Below are 16,664 nucleotides of genomic sequence, written 5' to 3'. Positions count from 1 at the left end.
CAAGAGGGACGTTCATGAGTCGTTTGGCTATTTTTCTATTGACCGCATGCCTGGGCGCCAGCGCCATGGCCGCCGACGCTATCGACGCTAATCGCAAAAAAGACTTCGGCGATATCACCGTTCATTACAACACCTTCACTTCAAGCTTCCTGCCACCCGAGACCGCCCAGAAAGTCGGCGTGGTGCGCAGCAAGGAGAAGGGATTGATCAACGTGACCGTGATCAAGGGCGTAAGCCCAGTGGCCGCGCAAGTCACCGGCACTATCAAGGACCTGGGCGGCAAAAGCGAGATCCTGACGTTCAAGCAGATCGAAGAGAAAGGCGGCATCAGCTACCTCGCGCCCTACTCGGTGACCCAACGGGAATACAAGACGTTTACCATCAACGTTGAAACCGGCGGCAAGGCCCACGGCTTCCAATTCAACCAAGAACTGTTCCCGGCCGAATGATGAACCTTACCCAACTCGTACTCGCCAGCCACAACGCCGGCAAACTCAAAGAACTGCAAGCCATGCTCGGTGAGTCTGTGCACCTGCGTTCGATTGGCGAGTTCAGCCAGGTCGAACCGGAAGAGACCGGCCTGTCGTTCGTCGAGAATGCCATCCTCAAGGCCCGCAATGCTGCGCGTATCTCTGGCCTGCCGGCCCTGGCGGATGATTCGGGCCTGGCTGTGGATTTCCTCGGCGGCGCCCCTGGAATCTACTCGGCACGTTACGCCGAAGGCCGGGGCGATGCCGCCAACAACGCCAAGCTGCTCGACGCCCTCAAGGACGTGCCGGAGGCCGAGCGTGGTGCGCAGTTCGTCTGCGTGCTGGCCCTGGTGCGGCATGCCGATGACCCGTTGCCGATTCTGTGCGAAGGCCTGTGGCACGGGCGCATCCTGCAAGCCGCCAGCGGTGAGCATGGATTTGGCTATGACCCGCTGTTCTGGGTGCCGGAGCGCAATGTCTCCAGCGCCGAACTGAGCCCGGCCGACAAAAATCAGATCAGCCACCGCGCCCGCGCCATGGCGTTGCTGCGCCAGCGCCTGGGTTTGAAATGACCCAGAACACCTCTGCGCAGCCGCTGATCCACGGTGGCGCGCAAACACCACGGGCGGCCTTGCCTGTGCTGCCGCCTCTGGCGCTGTACATCCACATCCCGTGGTGCGTGCGTAAATGCCCGTATTGCGACTTCAACTCCCACACCGCGAGCAAAGTGCTGCCGGAAGAAGAGTATGTGGATGCCCTGCTGGCCGACCTGGACCAAGACCTGCACGCCGTATATGGCCGTAAGCTGAGTTCGATCTTCTTTGGCGGCGGCACGCCCAGCCTGTTCAGCGCGGCTGCACTGGGCCGCCTGCTCAAGGGCGTTCAAGCGCGTATCCCGTTTGCTGACGATATCGAGATCACCCTGGAAGCCAACCCCGGGACGTTCGAACAAGAGAAGTTCGTGGCGTACCGCAAACTGGGGATCAATCGCCTGTCCATCGGCATCCAGAGCTTCCAGCAAGAGAAGCTTGAAGCCCTGGGCCGCATCCACAATGGCGATGAAGCCGTGCGCGCAGCCGGCATGGCGCGCCAGGCCGGGTTCGACAACTTCAACCTGGACTTGATGCACGGCCTGCCCAACCAGTCCCTGGAGGACGCCTTGGGCGACCTGCGCCAGGCCATTGCACTCAAGCCGACGCACCTGTCCTGGTACCAACTGACCCTGGAACCCAACACCGTGTTCTGGAACCAGCCGCCCGCGCTGCCGGAAGACGACACGCTGTGGGATATCCAGGAAGCCGGCCAGGCACTGCTCGCCGAACACGGTTACGCACAATATGAAGTCTCGGCCTACGCCCAACCGGGACGGCCGGCGCGGCATAACCTCAATTACTGGAGCTTTGGCGACTTTATCGGCATCGGCGCCGGGGCCCACGGCAAGCTCAGCCACCCGGACGGGCGCATTATCCGCACCTGGAAAACCCGTGCACCAAAGGACTACCTCAACCCGGCCAAAAGCTTCCAGGCCGGCGCGAAAGAACTGACCAACGATGAACTGCCGTTCGAGTTTCTGATGAACGCGCTGCGCCTCACCGAAGGGGTTGATGCCAAGCTCTACGCCGAGCGCACCGGCCTCGATCTGGCGAGCCTCGATGAAGGCCGCCGCGACGCAGAACAAAGTGGATTAATGCAGGTCGAACCGTCACGCCTGGCGGCCACCGACCGCGGGCAACTCTTTCTCAATGACCTGTTGCAGAAGTTTTTGAGCTGATAGCTCTTAAGGAAATCGAATGGATCTGGTACTCGACCTGCTCGCCACCGTATCCCGCTGGAGCCGTAGCAACCTGTCGGAAATCTCGTTGGCCCTTGTGGGCTGTTTGCTGGTGCTGTTCGGCGCCGACATCAAGGGCTGGGTCGAAGCGCGCCTGGGCAGCATCGCCGGCGCCTTGCGCGTACCCTTGATGGCCCTGCTGTGCCTGATCGGCAGCGGTGCGGCGTTGATCTACGCCACGCCGTGGATTGTGCGAGGGTTGAGCCAGTTCAATAACTACAGCCTGGCGCCGGTGTTGATCGTGGTGCTGGTGTTGATTGGCGTGGTAGCAGACCGCCGCTGACTCAGCAGGCACTACAAAACAAATGTGGGAGCTGGCTTGCCTGCGATACAGACACCTCGGTGTATCAGTGATACCGAGGTGATGCTATCGCAGGCAAGCCAGTTCCCACATTTGATTGCGTTTCAAGCTGATGACTGTTTAAGCCAGCTTCTCGAATTTCAAATCCCACACCCCATGCCCCAATCGCTCGCCACGGCGTTCGAACTTGGTGATCGGCCGCTCGGCCGGGCGTGGCACACATTTGCCGTCTTCGGCCAGGTTGCGGTAGCCGGGGGCGACGTTCATCACTTCCAGCATGTATTCCGCGTACGGTTCCCAGTCGGTGGCCATGTGCAGGATGCCGCCCACTTTCAGCTTGCTGCGCACCAGTTCCGCGAAGGACGCCTGGACGATGCGGCGCTTGTGGTGACGGGCCTTGTGCCATGGGTCGGGGAAGAACAGCATCAGGCGGTCGAGGCTGTTGTCGGCGATGCAGCGGTTGAGCACTTCAATCGCATCGCAGTCGTAGACCCGCAGGTTTTTCAGGCCTTGGGTCAACACACCGTTGAGCAATGCGCCGACGCCTGGGCGGTGCACTTCCACACCGATGAAATCCTGCTCCGGCGCGGCTGCGGCCATTTCCAGCAGGGAATGGCCCATACCGAAACCGATTTCCAGGGAGCGCGGGGCCGAACGGCCGAACACTTGGTCATAGTCCACCGGCGCGTCGGCCAGGGGCAACACGAACAGCGGCGTGCCCTGTTCCAGGCCCTTTTGTTGGCCTTCGGTCATGCGGCCAGCGCGCATCACAAAACTCTTGATGCGGCGGTGCTTGGACTCGTCGCCCTCTTCCACGGTGTTCGGCGTTTCGTTTGATTCAGTCATCAATAGCTCTTACTTGATCAGACCATCCAGCGGCGAAGAGGCGCTGGCATAGAGTTTTTTCGGCATGCGCCCGGCGAGGTAGGCCAGGCGGCCCGCGACGATGGCGTGGTTCATGGCTTGGGCCATCATGATTGGTTGCTGGGCATGGGCAATGGCCGAGTTCATCAGTACGGCGTCGCAGCCCAGCTCCATGGCGATGGTCGCGTCGGAGGCTGTGCCCACGCCCGCATCCACCAGTACTGGAATCCTGGCTTCTTCGAGGATGATCTGCAGGTTATACGGATTGCAGATCCCCAGGCCGGAACCGATCAGACCGGCCAGCGGCATCACCGCGATGCAGCCGATTTCTGCCAGTTGGCGCGCGATGATCGGGTCATCGCTGGTGTAGACCATAACGTCGAAACCTTCCTTGACCAGGGTTTCGGCGGCCTTGAGGGTTTCGATCACATTGGGGAACAGGGTTTTCTGGTCGGCCAGCACTTCCAGCTTCACCAGGTTGTGGCCGTCGAGCAGCTCACGGGCCAGGCGGCAGGTGCGCACGGCTTCGATGGCGTCGTAGCAACCGGCGGTGTTCGGCAGAAAGGTGTAGCGCTCCGGCGACAGCACTTCGAGCAGGTTCGGCTCGCCCTCGATCTGGCCGAGGTTGGTGCGGCGTACGGCGAAGGTGACGATCTCGGCACCCGAGGCTTCGATGGCCAGGCGGGTCTCTTCCATGTCGCGGTACTTGCCGGTGCCGACCAGCAGACGGGACTGGTAGGTACGACCGGCCAGGACGAAAGGCTTGTCGCTACGAACGATGCTCATGGGAAATCCTCTGGTTGGATGAGGTTCTGCAGAATGCGTTGCGGCCGTGGCGGGCTAGCCGCCGCCGATGGCGTGGACCACTTCGATCTGGTCACCTTCGGTGAGCGCAGTCTCGGCGTGCTGGCTACGCGGGACGATATCCAGGTTGAGCTCCACTGCGACGCGACGCCCGGTCAGGTCCAGACGGGTCAGCAGGGCCGCAACGGTTTCGCCGTCGGGCAGTTCAAAGGGTTCGCCGTTCAACTGAATGCGCATGCCACGGGCCGCCATCGTTTTTAGGGGCCCGCATTCTAGCGCGATTGGAACCTGAAGGTCAGCTCCAAGCGTCAAGCGGTCAAAGCTGCAAACGCCACGCCGCCAGGCCCAGGAAGAACCAGCCGAGCAGGAACGCCAGCCCGCCAAACGGCGTGATGATCCCCAGTTTACTGATGCCGGTCATCGTCAGCACATACAGGCTGCCCGAGAACAGCAGGATACCGACGGTAAACGAAATACCCGCCCAGGTGACCAACCGGCCCGGAATATGCGCCGCCAGCAAGGCCACGCCGAACAGTGCCAGGGCATGCACCAACTGGTAGGTCACGCCGGTATGGAAGATCGCCAGGTAGTCGGCGCTCAGGCGGTTTTTCAGGCCGTGGGCGGCGAAAGCGCCCAGCGCAACGCCGGTAAAGCCGAAAAAGGCAGCCAGCATCAGAAAGCTACGCAGCATGGGGAACTCCAGTCAGACTCATCGGGCAGGGTCTGTATAATGGCCCGCTCAACGGGTTCGGCCAAGCCATCTCTATGCTGCGTGTCCTCTTCAAACGCTTTGTCAACGTCGTGAAATGGTTTGCCATCGGCAGTGTGTTGCTGGTGCTGCTGTTTCGTGTGGTACCGCCACCGTTCACTGCGCTGATGGTGGAGCGCAAGGTCGAGTCCTGGGTCGACGGTGAGCCTATCGACCTGCAACGCAGCTGGGTGCCGTGGGATGAAATCTCCGACGACCTCAAAGTGGCGGTGATGGCCGGTGAAGACCAGCGTTTCCCGCAACATTGGGGTTTTGATTTCGGCGCGATCCAGGCGGCGATCCTGCACAACGAGCGTGGCGGCTCGATTCGCGGCGCCAGCACCCTGAGCCAGCAGGTGTCGAAAAACCTGTTCCTGTGGGCCGGCCGCAGCTATTTGCGCAAAGGCCTGGAGGCGTGGTTTACCGGTTTGATCGAAGTGTTATGGCCCAAGCAGCGGATTCTTGAGGTGTACCTCAACAGCGTGGAATGGGATGAAGGTGTGTTTGGCGCAGAGGCAGCGGCGCGGCACCATTTTGGCGTGAGCGCCAAGGGCCTTTCGCGGCACCAGGCCAGTTACCTGGCGGCGGTATTGCCCAATCCACGGGTGTGGAGTGCCAGCCATCCGACGGCCTATGTGGCACGGCGGGCGGCGTGGATTCGCCAGCAGATGAGCCAATTGGGCGGGGATGGTTACCTGGTAGAGCTGAACAACTCTCGAAAGGCACCGTGGTCCGACTGACACAATATGGGACCTGTGGGAGCTGGCTTGCCTGCGATAGCGGTGGGTCAGTAACCCATGCTTCAGCTGACACGGCCTCATCGCAGGCAAGCCAGCTCCCACATTAAACCGAGTTGGGCTTGAGACTTTTCGAACACAAACAAAAATGCCCCGGTCTTTCGACCGGGGCATTTTTTGTTCGCTGCATTTTAAGCGGCGATCGACAACTTCAGCTTGTTCATCGCGCTTTTCTCAAGCTGACGAATCCGCTCTGCCGACACGTTGTACTTCTGCGCCAGGTCGTGCAGCGTGGCTTTTTCTTCTGCCAGCCAACGCTGGTAGAGGATGTCACGGCTGCGGTCGTCCAGCACTTCCAGCGCTTCGTGCAGGTTGTGGTTGGAGTTGTCGCTCCAGTCGGCGTCTTCCAGTTGACGCGCCGGATCGTACCGGTGGTCTTCCAGATAGTTGGCCGGCGATTGGAAGGCGCTGTCGTCATCCGCTTCGGCGGCTGGGTCGAAGGCCATGTCATGGCCGGTCAGGCGGCTTTCCATCTCGCGCACTTCACGCGGCTCCACACCGAGGCTTTCGGCCACGCGGTGGACTTCTTCGTTGTTCAGCCACGCCAGGCGTTTTTTCTGGCTGCGCAGGTTGAAGAACAGCTTGCGCTGGGCCTTGGTGGTGGCCACTTTCACGATGCGCCAGTTGCGCAGGATGAACTCGTGGATTTCCGCCTTGATCCAGTGCACGGCAAACGACACCAGGCGCACGCCCATTTCAGGGTTGAAGCGCTTTACAGCCTTCATCAGGCCTACGTTGCCTTCCTGAATCAGGTCGGCCTGGGCCAGACCGTAGCCGCTATAGCTACGGGCGATATGTACGACAAAACGCAGGTGGGCGAGCACCATCTGCCGAGCCGCCCCCAAATCCTGCTCATAGTAGAGACTCTCGGCCAGTTCACGCTCCTGCTCGGGCGTCAGCAATGGAATGCTGTTGACCGTGTGCACATAAGCCTCCAGGTTCGCACCCGGGACCAAGGCATAAGCAGGTTGCAAAGAAGTGGTCATACGAAAAAACCTCCGACTCACATAACTCGTGCAGTTCAGCACTGCGAAAATTGACCTGGGAACCGTAGGACAAGTTCCCTAAACCGCTGATACGGTCAATACAAACGAAACCACATTAATCTGGCATTAACTACTTCGGCGCCAGCTCGCGTAAATGCCGTGCCACCGCAATCCACGCACCGATATACCCCAACAACACCGCGCCAAGCAAGAGACTCAGACCATCGGCTACCGGCACACCGGCCAGCGCGAAATCACTGCCGTAGAGCCCGGCCAGGCCAACAACCGCGTCGTTCAACCAATCCAGGCCAAACGCCAGTACCCCCCAAGACAAGATCCCCGCACCCAGGCCATACAGCGCGCCCATGTACAGGAAAGGCCGACGCACATAGCTGTCTGTGCCGCCCACCAGTTTAATCACTTCTATCTCGGTGCGACGGTTTTCAATATGAAGACGAATGGTATTACCTATCACCAAAAGTAATGCAGACACTAATAACACCGTCAGGCCGAACACAAAGCGGTCACCCAGCTTGAGGATTGCGGCCAGGCGCTCTACCCAGACTAGATCAAGTTGCGCCTGTTGCACCTTCGGCATCTCTGCGAGTTTTTGTCGCAGGGCTTCCAGCGCCGGCTTGTCGACTTCGTTCGGCGTCACCAGCACCACGCCCGGCAGCGGGTTCTGCGGCAGCTCCTTGAGCGCCTCGCCCAGGCCCGATTGCTGCTGGAACTCTTCGAGGGCTTGGTCGCGGCTGATGTACTCGGCCTCGGCTACCCCCGGGATGTTCTTGATGTCGTCACGCAGCGCTTCGCCTTCCTTGCTGCTGGTGTCCAGGTTCAGGTACAGCGAAATCTGCGCCGCCCGCTGCCAGGAACCGCCCAGGCGCTCCACATTATTAAGCAACAGCGACAAGCCCATCGGCAGGCTCAAGGCCACCGCCATCACCAGGCAAGTGAAAAAACTACCGATCGGCTGTTTGCCCAGGCGCCGCAGGCTGTCCAGCAGGCTAGCGCGATGGCTTTCAATCCAGGCGTGCACCAGGGTACCGAAGTCCGGGCCGTCGTCGTCGTCGTGTTTTTTCTTTTTCGGTTGCGGGTCGGCCGGTTTCGGCGCCACGCGTTCGGATACTTTAGGGCTGCGTGTAGCACTCATACGCCCGCCTCCCCATCGCCGATCAGGCGGCCGCGCTGCAGGGTCAGCATGCGATGACGCATACGGGCAATCAGGGCCAGGTCGTGGCTGGCAATCAATACGCTGGTGCCCAGGCGGTTGATATCTTCGAACACCCCCATGATCTCGGCCGCCAGGCGCGGGTCGAGGTTACCGGTGGGTTCGTCCGCCAGCAGCAAAGCCGGGCGATGGACGATGGCGCGGGCGATACCGACACGCTGTTGCTGGCCGGTGGACAGGTCGCCGGGGAAGAGGTCGGTCTTGTCCGACAAGGCTACACGCTCCAGGGCCGAGTCCACGCGCTTGACGATCTCGGCCTTGGACAGCCCCAGTATCTGCAACGGCAGGGCCACGTTGTTGAACACCGTACGGTCGAACAGCAACTGATGGTTCTGGAACACTACGCCGATCTGGCGGCGCAAGAATGGAATTTGCGCATTGCTGATGGTAGCCAGGTCCTGGCCCGCCAGCAGCAACTTGCCGGTGGTCGGGCGTTCCATGGCCAGCAACAGGCGCAACAGCGTACTTTTGCCCGCGCCCGAATGGCCGGTGACAAACAAGAATTCGCCGCGACGCACTCGAAAGCTCAGCTCATGCAAGCCCACATGCCCGTTGGCATAGCGTTTACCGACCTGTTCGAATCGAATCATGAACGCTCCCGCTCGGCAAACAGTGCCTGTACAAAGGGTTCGGCTTCAAAGGTGCGCAGGTCGTCGATGCCTTCACCGACGCCGATATAGCGAATCGGTAACCCGAACTGTTTGGCCAGGGCGAAAATCACACCGCCCTTGGCCGTGCCGTCGAGCTTAGTCAATGCCAGGCCGGTCAGTTGCACCGTCTGGTTGAATTGCTTGGCCTGGCTGATGGCGTTCTGGCCGGTACCAGCGTCGAGCACCAGCAAGACTTCGTGGGGTGCATCGGCGTCAAGCTTGCCGATCACGCGGCGCACTTTCTTCAGTTCTTCCATCAAATTGTCTTTGGTGTGCAGGCGGCCGGCTGTATCGGCGATCAGCACATCGATGTTGCGCGCCTTGGCGGCTTGCACAGCATCGAAAATCACCGACGCAGAGTCGGCACCGGTGTGCTGGGCAATCACCGGGATCTTGTTGCGCTCGCCCCACACCTGCAACTGCTCGACGGCGGCGGCACGGAAGGTGTCACCGGCGGCGAGCATGACTTTCTTGCCCTCCCCCTGCAGCTTCTTGGCCAGTTTGCCGATGGTGGTGGTCTTGCCAGCGCCGTTTACACCTACAACGAGGATGACGAACGGCTTTTTCGGCGTGATCACCAGCGGCGCTTCAACCGGCTTGAGCATGGCGGCCAGCTCAGCCTGCAGGGATTTGTACAGGGCGTCGGCGTCGGTCAACTGCTTGCGCGCGACCTTCTGCGTCAGGCTCTGGATGATCACGGCGGTGGCTTCGACGCCCACGTCGGCGGTGAGCAGGCGGGTCTCGATGTCTTCCAGCAGCTCGTCATCAATGACTTTCTTGCCCAGGAACAGGCTGGCCATGCCTTCGCCAATACTGGCGCTGGTCTTGCTCAGGCCCTGCTTGAGACGGGCAAAAAACCCGGTTTTGCTGGTTTCGGTGGTGGCGACGACAGGCTCTGGCTCGACGACGGCAGGTGCGGCAACAACCGGTGCCGGCACTTCAACGACGGGCGGAACTTCAGCCACAACCTCTACCGGCGCCGGCTCAACCACTGCAGGAATCGGCGGCACGACGTGCTCGGCCTGAACATCCTCCACCAACGCCACAGGCTCTTCGGCCACCGGCAGTTCCAACCAAGGCTTGTGCTCAGGCGCAGGCTCAAGTTCCGGCTCGGCCTCGACGACCGGCTGCAACACCGGCTCAGCCATCGGCAACACCACCGGAACTGGCGTCTCGGCAACCGGTTCGGCTTCTATTACGGGTTCAGGGGTGGGTTCAGCGTGAACCTGTGGCTGTTCGACGACGGTTTCCTGCGGCTTTTTGCGCAGCCATCCGAACAGGCCTTTCTTCTCGCCAGCCGCAGCTGGGGTCTTCTTGTCGTCGTTGGAACCAAACATGGAGACGGCTATCTCAAGGTAGCGACGCGCCAAGGGGCGCTTCGGTAAATAAAATTCGATGCGTAACAGACTGTTTTTTAGCCAGCTCGTTCATGCGCAACATTTTGTAAGGCCTAAATAGGGCCTCAACAAGACAGCCACAGTGGCCGTCCCTAGGTCGGATCAGTATCCTAGCACCTCCTCGCCCGCCGACGCTAAGACCAAGCGGGCAGCCCAACAGGTTTAAAAACGAATGAATGCTCTAGCCCGCCGCGCCGCAGGCCTGCTGTTCAGCACAGTTTGTCTGCCTCTCTCAGCTTTGGCTGCCGATCCACAACCCACCCATGAATTCACCCTCGATAACGGCCTCAAGGTGGTCGTGCGCGAAGATCATCGCGCGCCGGTGGTGGTTTCCCAGGTCTGGTACAAGGTTGGCTCAAGCTACGAAACCCCGGGCCAGACCGGTTTGTCCCACGCCCTGGAACACATGATGTTCAAGGGCAGCGCCAAGGTTGGCCCCGGCGAAGCCTCGCTGATCCTGCGCGACCTGGGCGCCGAAGAAAACGCCTTCACCAGCGACGACTACACCGCGTATTACCAGGTATTGGCCCGTGATCGCCTGGGTGTGGCCTTTGAGCTGGAAGCCGACCGCATGGCCAGCCTGCGCCTGCCGGCCGACGAATTCAGCCGTGAAATCGAAGTAATCAAGGAAGAACGCCGCCTGCGCACCGACGATAACCCCATGTCCAAAGCGTTCGAGCGCTTCAAGGCCATGGCCTTCCCCGCCAGCGGCTACCACACGCCGACCATCGGTTGGATGGCCGACCTGGACCGCATGAAGGTCGAGGAACTGCGCCACTGGTACCAATCCTGGTACGTGCCGAACAACGCCACCCTGGTGGTGGTCGGCGACGTGACCCCGGACGAGGTGAAAAACCTCGCCCAACGTTACTTCGGCCCGATCCCCAAGCGTGACGTGCCGCCGGCAAAAATCCCGATGGAACTGGCCGAGCCCGGCGAGCGCCTGCTGACCCTGCACGTGCAGACCCAATTGCCAAGCGTGTTCCTGGGCTTCAACGTGCCTGGCCTGGCCACCGCCGAAGACAAACGCTCGGTGCAGGCCCTGCGCCTGATCTCGGCGCTGCTGGACGGCGGCTACAGTGCACGGATCTCCGAGCAACTGGAGCGCGGTGAGGAACTTGTGTCCGCGGCTTCCACCAACTACGACGCCTACACCCGTGGCGACAGCCTGTTTACCCTCTCGGCCACGCCGAACCAGCAGAAGAAGAAAACCGTCGCCCAAGCCGAAGCCGGCCTGTGGCGCCTGCTCGATGAGTTGAAGGCCAAGCCGCCGACTGCCGAAGAACTGGAGCGCATCCGTGCCCAGGTCATTGCCGGCCTGGTGTACCAGCGTGATTCCATCACCAGCCAGGCCACGGCCATCGGCTCCCTGGAAACGGTCGGCCTGTCCTGGAAGCTCATGGACACGGAGCTTGCCGACCTGCAAAGCGTGACCCCGGAAGACATCCAGAAGGCCGCACGCACTTATTTCACCCGCGAACGTCTGAGCGTCGCCCATGTTTTGCCTGAGGAGACCGCTCATGAGTGATCGCAAAAACAGCCGCCTGATCCTGCCCGGCCTGATCGCCGTCACCCTGATGGCGGCCAGCGCCGTTTACTTTTTGCGCCCGAGCGAGTCGGTCGCCAGTCAGGCCCTGGACAAGGCTCAAACGGCCAGCACCCTGCAGTCCCTGGCGGAACTGGATGGCAAGGCACCGACCAACCGCAAGCTCGACGTACAAACCTGGACCACCGCCGAAGGCGCCAAGGTGCTGTTCGTCGAAGCCCACGAATTGCCGATGTTCGACATGCGCCTGCTGTTTGCCGCCGGCAGCAGCCAGGATGGCGACGTGCCAGGCCTGGCGCTGATGACCAACGCCATGCTTAACGAAGGTGTGCCGGGCAAGGATGTCAGCCAGATCGCCAGTGGGTTCGAAGGCCTGGGGGCCGATTTCGGCAACGGCGCCTATCGCGACATGGCGCTGGTGACCCTGCGCAGCCTGAGCGACAACGATAAGCGCACCGCCGCCCTGGCCCTGTTCGACCAGGTGATTGGCCAGCCGACGTTCCCGGCGGATTCCCTGGCGCGGATCAAGAACCAGATCCTGGCCGGTTTCGAGTACCAGAAACAGAACCCCGGCAAACTGGCGAGCATCGAGCTGTTCAAGCGTCTGTACGGCGACCATCCTTACGCGCATCCGAGCGAAGGCACCCCAGAAAGCGTGCCGAAAATTACCCTGGCACAGTTGCAGGCGTTCCATGCCAAAGCCTATGCGGCGGGCAATGCCGTGATTGCGGTCGTCGGCGACCTGACCCGTGCAGAAGCCGAGGCCATGACGGCCAAAGTGTCAGCCTCGCTGCCCAAAGGCCCGGCCATGGCCAAGATCGCCCAGCCGACCGAGCCAAAAGCCGGCCTGAGCCGTATCGAGTTTCCGTCCAAGCAAACCCACCTGCTGTTTGCGCAATTGGGCATCGACCGCGCCGACCCGGACTACGCAGCCTTGTCCCTGGGCAACCAGATCCTTGGCGGCGGCGGCTTCGGTACCCGTTTGATGAGCGAGGTGCGTGAAAAACGCGGCCTGACCTACGGCGTGTACTCCGGTTTCTCACCGATGCAGGTGCGCGGCCCGTTCATGATCAACCTGCAGACCCGCGCCGAAATGAGCGGCGGCACCCTGCGCCTGGTTGAGGATGTACTGGCTGATTACCTCAAGAACGGCCCAACACAAAAAGAACTGGACGACGCCAAGCGCGAACTGGCCGGCAGCTTCCCGCTGTCCACCGCCAGCAACGCCGATATCGTCGGGCAGTTGGGCGCCATGGGTTTCTACAACCTGCCGCTGAGCTATCTGGAAGATTTCATGAAACAATCCCAGGCCCTGACCGTCGATCAGGTCAAGGCTGCAATGAACAAACACTTGAGCGCCGACAAGATGGTCATCGTGACCGCCGGCCCGACGATTGCGCAAAAGCCACTACCGCCCCCCACTGATAAACCTGCCGAGCAGCCGCTCGGGGTTCCGGAGCATTAATGGCCAGTTCATCTCGCCCGAAAAAACCTGTCCACAACGTGCATAACGGTGTGGGCCAACTGCGCATCATTGGCGGTGAATGGGGCAGCCGCAAGCTGAGCTTCCCCGACGTCGTGGGCCTGCGCCCGACGCCCGATCGCGTGCGTGAAACCCTGTTCAACTGGCTCGCGCCGTACATAGGCGGGGCCAAAGTGCTGGACCCGTTCGCCGGCAGCGGCGCGCTGTTCCTGGAGGCGCTGTCCCGTGGCGCGGCGCAGGGCCAGGCGCTGGACGCCAGCAATGTGGCGGTGTCCAGCCTCAAGGAGCACCTGGGCACGCTGCGTTGCACCACCGGCCAGGTGCAGACGGCCGACGCGCTGCGCTACCTGGAAACCCAGGCAGCGACTGAATACGACGTAGTGTTCCTCGACCCACCGTTCAACCAGAACCTGCTGCCGACCGTCTGCACACTGCTGGAAGAACGCCAGTGGCTGGCACCGGATGCCTGGATCTACACTGAGAGCGAGACCGCGCCGTCCACGCTCGGCCTGCCAAGTGGCTGGCGCCTGCACCGGGAGCAGAAGTCCGGGCGGGTGTATTACGCGTTGTGGCATCGTTTGGTCGAAAACGCCGCCTGATCGTGTGGCTAGAGATTGCTCCCGCTGGGCTGCGAAGCGGCCCTGAAACCTGCCAAGGTGTTCCGACTGAATAAACGCAGTGTTCTTGATGGGGCCGCTACGCGGCCCAGCGCGAGCAAGCTCGCTCGCCACAGTGAGTTCACTTGCCACCGAGAGCGTCATGACCCCTTCTTGCGACCTGTTCAAACCCGCCTTCGGCCTCGGCAACCCTCACTTGCAGACACTGTGGGGACCGCTGTGGCGGCCGACCACCCACCTCGAGCGTCAGCGTGAGCGCCTGTGGCTGGAGGATGGCGACTTCCTCGATCTCGACTGGCACGGGCCTCATGACGTGCAAGCGCCTTTGGTGCTGGTGTTGCATGGGCTGACCGGTTCGTCCAATTCGCCCTATGTGGCCGGCCTGCAAAAAGTCCTCGCCACCCAAGGCTGGGCCAGTGCTGCGTTGAACTGGCGCGGCTGCTCGGGCGAGCCCAACCTGCTGGCTCGCAGCTATCACTCCGGCGCCAGCGAAGACTTGGCAGCCGCGATTGCTCATCTGCGCGCCAAGCGGCCTTTGGCGCCCTTGTACGCGGTGGGTTACTCCCTGGGCGGCAACGTGTTGCTCAAGCATTTGGGGGAAACCGGCGAGGCTTCAGGGCTGCAGGGCGCGGCGGCGGTGTCGGTGCCGTTTCGCCTGGATCAATGCGCGGATCGCATTGGGCTGGGGTTCTCGCGGGTGTATCAGAAGCACTTCATGCGCGAGATGCTGGCGTATATCCGCGTCAAGCAACGCCAATTCCTGCAGGACGGTCGTGAGGATGGGCTCAAAACCCTGGAGGCCCTTGGCTCTCTGGAAAAGATGCGCACGTTCTGGGACTTCGACGGGCGGGTAACCGCGCCGCTGCACGGTTTCTTGGGTGCCGAGGATTACTATCGCCGCGCCTCCAGTCGCTATTACCTGGGCGGTATCCGCACGCCGACGCTGATTATCCAGGCGGCTGATGATCCGTTTGTGTTTGCGCACAGCTTGCCTGACGCCAGTGAGCTGTCGGCCTGCACCGAGTTCGAGTTGCTGGCCAAGGGCGGGCATGTGGGGTTTGTGGAGGGTTCGCTGAAGCGTCCTGGTTACTATCTGGAGCGCCGGATCCCACAATGGCTCCAGACCCAATACGGTCAATAGTGTGGGAGCTGGCTTGCCTGCGATAGCGGTGGGCCAGCCAACGTTGAGGTGGCTGACACTCTGCTATCGCAGGCAAGCCAGCTCCCACATTTTAAGCAAGTGTTCACACCGATCGTTTAGTCGCCCTTCGCAATTTCCCGCGCCGGATTGGTAATCCACTCACTCCACGACCCCGCATACAACTTACCCAACGGGTACCCCGCCAGGCTCAACGCAAACAGGTTATGGCACGCCGTCACCCCAGACCCGCAATACGCCACCAACTCCTGCGGCGGGCGCCCTTGCAGCTGCGCGGCAAAGCGTTGCTTGAGCTGATCAGCCGGTAAGAAACGACCATCACTGCCCAGGTTTTCACTGAACGCCGCGCATTGCGCGCCAGGGATATGCCCGGCAATCGGGTCGATGGGTTCTACTTCGCCACGAAAGCGCGGCTGGGCGCGGGCGTCGATCAAGGTCAGGCCGGGTTGGCCCAGGCGTTTTTGCAGGTGTTCGGCATCCAGCAACAGACGATGATCCGGCGTACCGGCGAAGGTACCTGGCTCAACCACGGGCGCGTCCAGGCTCAGGGGGAAACCGGCGGCATGCCAGGCCTTGAGGCCACCATCGAGAATAAACACGCCATCACGCTTGCCCAGCCAGGCCAGCAGCCACCAGGCACGGGCGGCGTAGGCTCCGGGGCCGTCGTCATACAGCACCACAGCGGTGTCGGCACTGATACCCCAGGCCCGCAGTTGCCTGGCGAACGTGTCCGCCGCCGGCAAAGGATGACGACCGGTCACGCCCTTGGTCACCGGGCCGCTCAGGTGGCGCTCCAGGTCGGCGTATTGCGCGCCCTCGATATGCCCTTCGGCGTAACTGCACAAGCCGTAGTCCGGGTCTTCCAGGGCAAAGCGGCAATCCAGGATCACCCACCCGCTCGACTGTTGGCGCTCGGCCAATTGCTGGGGGCTGATCAGTTGGGCAAGCGGCATGACTGACTCCTGTGAATACAAAGGGGAAAGGTCTTACTTCACTTCTTCCAGTGCCTGATTCAACGGCACGTAAAACTCTTTGAACAAGGCGTCCACCGCCTCTTTGGCCTGTGGCGTGACAAACCCCGCCTCCAGCACCAGCACCTGATAAACCCCACGCTTGATCGCCTCGGCGCTCAGGTGGGTGGATTTTTCATTGGTGGTACACAAAAAGCGCACCCACGAGGTGAGGATGATCCACGCATTCAGGGTCAGGGCTTCTGTTTGCACCGGGTCCATATTGAGAATGCCGGCATCGACAAAGCCCTGGTAGATCGCGCCGCCCTGGATCAGGCAACGCTGGGAAAAACGCCGGTAGCCGGTCGCCAGTTCCGGGTCGCTCTCCAGCAGGTGTTCGAGGTCGCGATGCAGGAAGCGATAACGCCACATGCCGGCCAATACGGCTTGCAGGTAAAAGCGTTTATCCTCCACCACCATCGTGCGTCCCTGGGGCGGGCGCAGGAAACTGTCTACCAACGCTTCATATTCGCGGAACAGCACGGCGATGATCGCCTGCTTGTTAGGGAAGTGGTAGTACAGGTTGCCCGGGGAAATTTCCATGTGGGCGGCAATGTGGTTGGTACTGACACTGCGCTCGCCCTGCTGGTTAAAAAGCTCCAGGCTGGTTTGCACAATGCGCTCGCTGGTCTTTACTCGTGGTGCCATAGGGGATCAGCTTCTATACACGGGATGGGGCATCTTACGGCCTAACCCGGCCAGGATAAATCTGGATGTTACTGCAATGTTATTTGACAATTTAGAGCAATGACTCTAAAAATCCGGGCAGA

At 61.3% G+C, this 16,664-nt stretch carries 19 protein-coding genes; 9 read left to right on the top strand and 10 right to left on the bottom strand.

Annotated elements, in window-relative coordinates:
* Nucleotides 1–14 precede the first annotated feature (14 nt).
* From AC1RAC_RS16055 to AC1RAC_RS16040, 4 genes are read left to right on the top strand one after another with little or no spacing between them, the layout of a single operon-like run.
* Complete coding sequence (locus AC1RAC_RS16055; RefSeq protein ID WP_054916920.1) at nt 15–449, top strand: DUF4426 domain-containing protein; 435 nt, start codon at nt 15–17, stop codon at nt 447–449.
* Entirely contained in the window at nt 446–1,042 is a 597-nt protein-coding gene (gene rdgB, locus AC1RAC_RS16050) for an RdgB/HAM1 family non-canonical purine NTP pyrophosphatase (RefSeq protein WP_057976466.1), read from the top strand. The genes AC1RAC_RS16055 and rdgB overlap by 4 nt, the downstream gene beginning before the upstream one ends.
* Nucleotides 1,039–2,241: a radical SAM family heme chaperone HemW gene (gene hemW, locus AC1RAC_RS16045; protein WP_089041476.1), complete on the top strand. Its 1,203-nt coding sequence runs from the start codon at nt 1,039–1,041 to the stop codon at nt 2,239–2,241. Before rdgB ends, hemW begins: the two co-directional genes overlap by 4 nt.
* Nucleotides 2,242–2,260: 19 nt before the next feature.
* A complete protein-coding gene (locus tag AC1RAC_RS16040) occupies nt 2,261–2,584 on the top strand; it encodes a DUF3392 domain-containing protein (RefSeq protein ID WP_003195099.1) in 324 nt (107 codons plus the stop codon).
* A 138-nt stretch (nt 2,585–2,722) separates the two neighbouring features.
* Here the strand turns inward: AC1RAC_RS16040 and trmB are convergent, their stop codons facing one another.
* From trmB to AC1RAC_RS16020, 4 genes are all read right to left on the bottom strand, one after another.
* Nucleotides 2,723–3,448 (bottom strand): tRNA (guanosine(46)-N7)-methyltransferase TrmB, encoded by a 726-nt coding sequence (gene trmB / locus AC1RAC_RS16035; protein WP_003195101.1) that lies wholly within the window; start codon nt 3,446–3,448, stop codon nt 2,723–2,725.
* A 9-nt stretch (nt 3,449–3,457) separates the two neighbouring features.
* The gene (locus tag AC1RAC_RS16030; RefSeq protein WP_054897581.1) at nt 3,458–4,252 is read right to left on the bottom strand and encodes a thiazole synthase; all 795 of its coding nucleotides are present in this window, start codon (nt 4,250–4,252) and stop codon (nt 3,458–3,460) included.
* A gap of 54 nt (nt 4,253–4,306) precedes the next feature.
* Nucleotides 4,307–4,507 (bottom strand): sulfur carrier protein ThiS, encoded by a 201-nt coding sequence (gene thiS / locus AC1RAC_RS16025; RefSeq protein ID WP_020301926.1) that lies wholly within the window; start codon nt 4,505–4,507, stop codon nt 4,307–4,309.
* Nucleotides 4,508–4,586: 79 nt separating this feature from the next.
* The gene (locus AC1RAC_RS16020) at nt 4,587–4,961 is read right to left on the bottom strand and encodes a DUF423 domain-containing protein (protein ID WP_014720336.1); all 375 of its coding nucleotides are present in this window, start codon (nt 4,959–4,961) and stop codon (nt 4,587–4,589) included.
* A 74-nt stretch (nt 4,962–5,035) separates the two neighbouring features.
* Between AC1RAC_RS16020 and mtgA the strand changes: the two genes are divergently transcribed.
* Entirely contained in the window at nt 5,036–5,758 is a 723-nt protein-coding gene (mtgA, locus tag AC1RAC_RS16015) for a monofunctional biosynthetic peptidoglycan transglycosylase (RefSeq protein ID WP_089041477.1), read from the top strand.
* Between the two features lie 188 nt (nt 5,759–5,946).
* Here mtgA and rpoH read toward each other — a convergent pair whose 3' ends face one another.
* The 4 genes from rpoH to ftsY form a co-directional block, all read right to left on the bottom strand.
* A complete protein-coding gene (gene rpoH / locus AC1RAC_RS16010) occupies nt 5,947–6,801 on the bottom strand; it encodes an RNA polymerase sigma factor RpoH (protein ID WP_003176698.1) in 855 nt (284 codons plus the stop codon).
* Between the two features lie 130 nt (nt 6,802–6,931).
* Nucleotides 6,932–7,954 (bottom strand): permease-like cell division protein FtsX, encoded by a 1,023-nt coding sequence (gene ftsX, locus AC1RAC_RS16005; RefSeq protein ID WP_054897584.1) that lies wholly within the window; start codon nt 7,952–7,954, stop codon nt 6,932–6,934.
* The gene (ftsE, locus tag AC1RAC_RS16000) at nt 7,951–8,622 is read right to left on the bottom strand and encodes a cell division ATP-binding protein FtsE (RefSeq protein WP_003195112.1); all 672 of its coding nucleotides are present in this window, start codon (nt 8,620–8,622) and stop codon (nt 7,951–7,953) included. Before ftsE ends, ftsX begins: the two co-directional genes overlap by 4 nt.
* Entirely contained in the window at nt 8,619–10,019 is a 1,401-nt protein-coding gene (gene ftsY / locus AC1RAC_RS15995; protein WP_054897585.1) for a signal recognition particle-docking protein FtsY, read from the bottom strand. Before ftsY ends, ftsE begins: the two co-directional genes overlap by 4 nt.
* A 232-nt stretch (nt 10,020–10,251) precedes the next feature.
* On the opposite strand from ftsY, the gene AC1RAC_RS15990 reads away from it, so the two are divergent.
* From AC1RAC_RS15990 to AC1RAC_RS15975, 4 genes are all read left to right on the top strand, one after another.
* Nucleotides 10,252–11,607: a M16 family metallopeptidase gene (locus AC1RAC_RS15990; RefSeq protein WP_003195117.1), complete on the top strand. Its 1,356-nt coding sequence runs from the start codon at nt 10,252–10,254 to the stop codon at nt 11,605–11,607.
* Nucleotides 11,600–13,090: a M16 family metallopeptidase gene (locus tag AC1RAC_RS15985; RefSeq protein ID WP_034128952.1), complete on the top strand. Its 1,491-nt coding sequence runs from the start codon at nt 11,600–11,602 to the stop codon at nt 13,088–13,090. The genes AC1RAC_RS15990 and AC1RAC_RS15985 overlap by 8 nt, the downstream gene beginning before the upstream one ends.
* Complete coding sequence (gene rsmD, locus AC1RAC_RS15980) at nt 13,090–13,707, top strand: 16S rRNA (guanine(966)-N(2))-methyltransferase RsmD (RefSeq protein ID WP_034128953.1); 618 nt, start codon at nt 13,090–13,092, stop codon at nt 13,705–13,707. Before AC1RAC_RS15985 ends, rsmD begins: the two co-directional genes overlap by 1 nt.
* Before the next feature lie 160 nt (nt 13,708–13,867).
* Entirely contained in the window at nt 13,868–14,866 is a 999-nt protein-coding gene (locus AC1RAC_RS15975; RefSeq protein WP_259038944.1) for a hydrolase, read from the top strand.
* A 116-nt stretch (nt 14,867–14,982) separates the two neighbouring features.
* Here AC1RAC_RS15975 and AC1RAC_RS15970 read toward each other — a convergent pair whose 3' ends face one another.
* Nucleotides 14,983–15,837 carry a sulfurtransferase gene (locus AC1RAC_RS15970; RefSeq protein ID WP_492616759.1) on the bottom strand — a complete coding sequence of 285 codons (855 nt, stop codon included), beginning with the start codon at nt 15,835–15,837 and terminating at the stop codon, nt 14,983–14,985.
* A 33-nt stretch (nt 15,838–15,870) separates the two neighbouring features.
* Nucleotides 15,871–16,542 carry a TetR/AcrR family transcriptional regulator gene (locus AC1RAC_RS15965; RefSeq protein ID WP_005792294.1) on the bottom strand — a complete coding sequence of 224 codons (672 nt, stop codon included), beginning with the start codon at nt 16,540–16,542 and terminating at the stop codon, nt 15,871–15,873.
* Nucleotides 16,543–16,664 lie beyond the last annotated feature (122 nt).

The organism is Pseudomonas sp. GW823-FHT02F05, from assembly GCF_058797315.1.
The sequence above is the reverse complement of the archived record's forward strand: the minus strand, read 5'-3'. Positions and strand labels throughout refer to the sequence as shown.

Bases quoted from the DNA above. Each gene is read 5' to 3' on its own strand.
- rpoH (WP_003176698.1), bottom strand. From the start codon at position 6,801: ATGACCACTTCTTTGCAACCTGCTTATGCCTTGGTCCCGGGTGCGAAC.
- ftsY (WP_054897585.1), bottom strand. From the start codon at position 10,019: ATGTTTGGTTCCAACGACGACAAGAAGACCCCAGCTGCGGCTGGCGAG.
- ftsX (WP_054897584.1), bottom strand. From the start codon at position 7,954: ATGAGTGCTACACGCAGCCCTAAAGTATCCGAACGCGTGGCGCCGAAA.
- AC1RAC_RS15965 (WP_005792294.1), bottom strand. From the start codon at position 16,542: ATGGCACCACGAGTAAAGACCAGCGAGCGCATTGTGCAAACCAGCCTG.
- AC1RAC_RS15975 (WP_259038944.1), top strand. From the start codon at position 13,868: ATGACCCCTTCTTGCGACCTGTTCAAACCCGCCTTCGGCCTCGGCAAC.
- hemW (WP_089041476.1), top strand. From the start codon at position 1,039: ATGACCCAGAACACCTCTGCGCAGCCGCTGATCCACGGTGGCGCGCAA.
- AC1RAC_RS15970 (WP_492616759.1), bottom strand. From the start codon at position 15,837: ATGCCGCTTGCCCAACTGATCAGCCCCCAGCAATTGGCCGAGCGCCAA.
- AC1RAC_RS16020 (WP_014720336.1), bottom strand. From the start codon at position 4,961: ATGCTGCGTAGCTTTCTGATGCTGGCTGCCTTTTTCGGCTTTACCGGC.
- rdgB (WP_057976466.1), top strand. From the start codon at position 446: ATGATGAACCTTACCCAACTCGTACTCGCCAGCCACAACGCCGGCAAA.
- thiS (WP_020301926.1), bottom strand. From the start codon at position 4,507: ATGCGCATTCAGTTGAACGGCGAACCCTTTGAACTGCCCGACGGCGAA.
- mtgA (WP_089041477.1), top strand. From the start codon at position 5,036: ATGCTGCGTGTCCTCTTCAAACGCTTTGTCAACGTCGTGAAATGGTTT.
- AC1RAC_RS15990 (WP_003195117.1), top strand. From the start codon at position 10,252: ATGAATGCTCTAGCCCGCCGCGCCGCAGGCCTGCTGTTCAGCACAGTT.
- AC1RAC_RS15985 (WP_034128952.1), top strand. From the start codon at position 11,600: ATGAGTGATCGCAAAAACAGCCGCCTGATCCTGCCCGGCCTGATCGCC.
- AC1RAC_RS16055 (WP_054916920.1), top strand. From the start codon at position 15: ATGAGTCGTTTGGCTATTTTTCTATTGACCGCATGCCTGGGCGCCAGC.
- ftsE (WP_003195112.1), bottom strand. From the start codon at position 8,622: ATGATTCGATTCGAACAGGTCGGTAAACGCTATGCCAACGGGCATGTG.
- AC1RAC_RS16030 (WP_054897581.1), bottom strand. From the start codon at position 4,252: ATGAGCATCGTTCGTAGCGACAAGCCTTTCGTCCTGGCCGGTCGTACC.
- trmB (WP_003195101.1), bottom strand. From the start codon at position 3,448: ATGACTGAATCAAACGAAACGCCGAACACCGTGGAAGAGGGCGACGAG.
- AC1RAC_RS16040 (WP_003195099.1), top strand. From the start codon at position 2,261: ATGGATCTGGTACTCGACCTGCTCGCCACCGTATCCCGCTGGAGCCGT.
- rsmD (WP_034128953.1), top strand. From the start codon at position 13,090: ATGGCCAGTTCATCTCGCCCGAAAAAACCTGTCCACAACGTGCATAAC.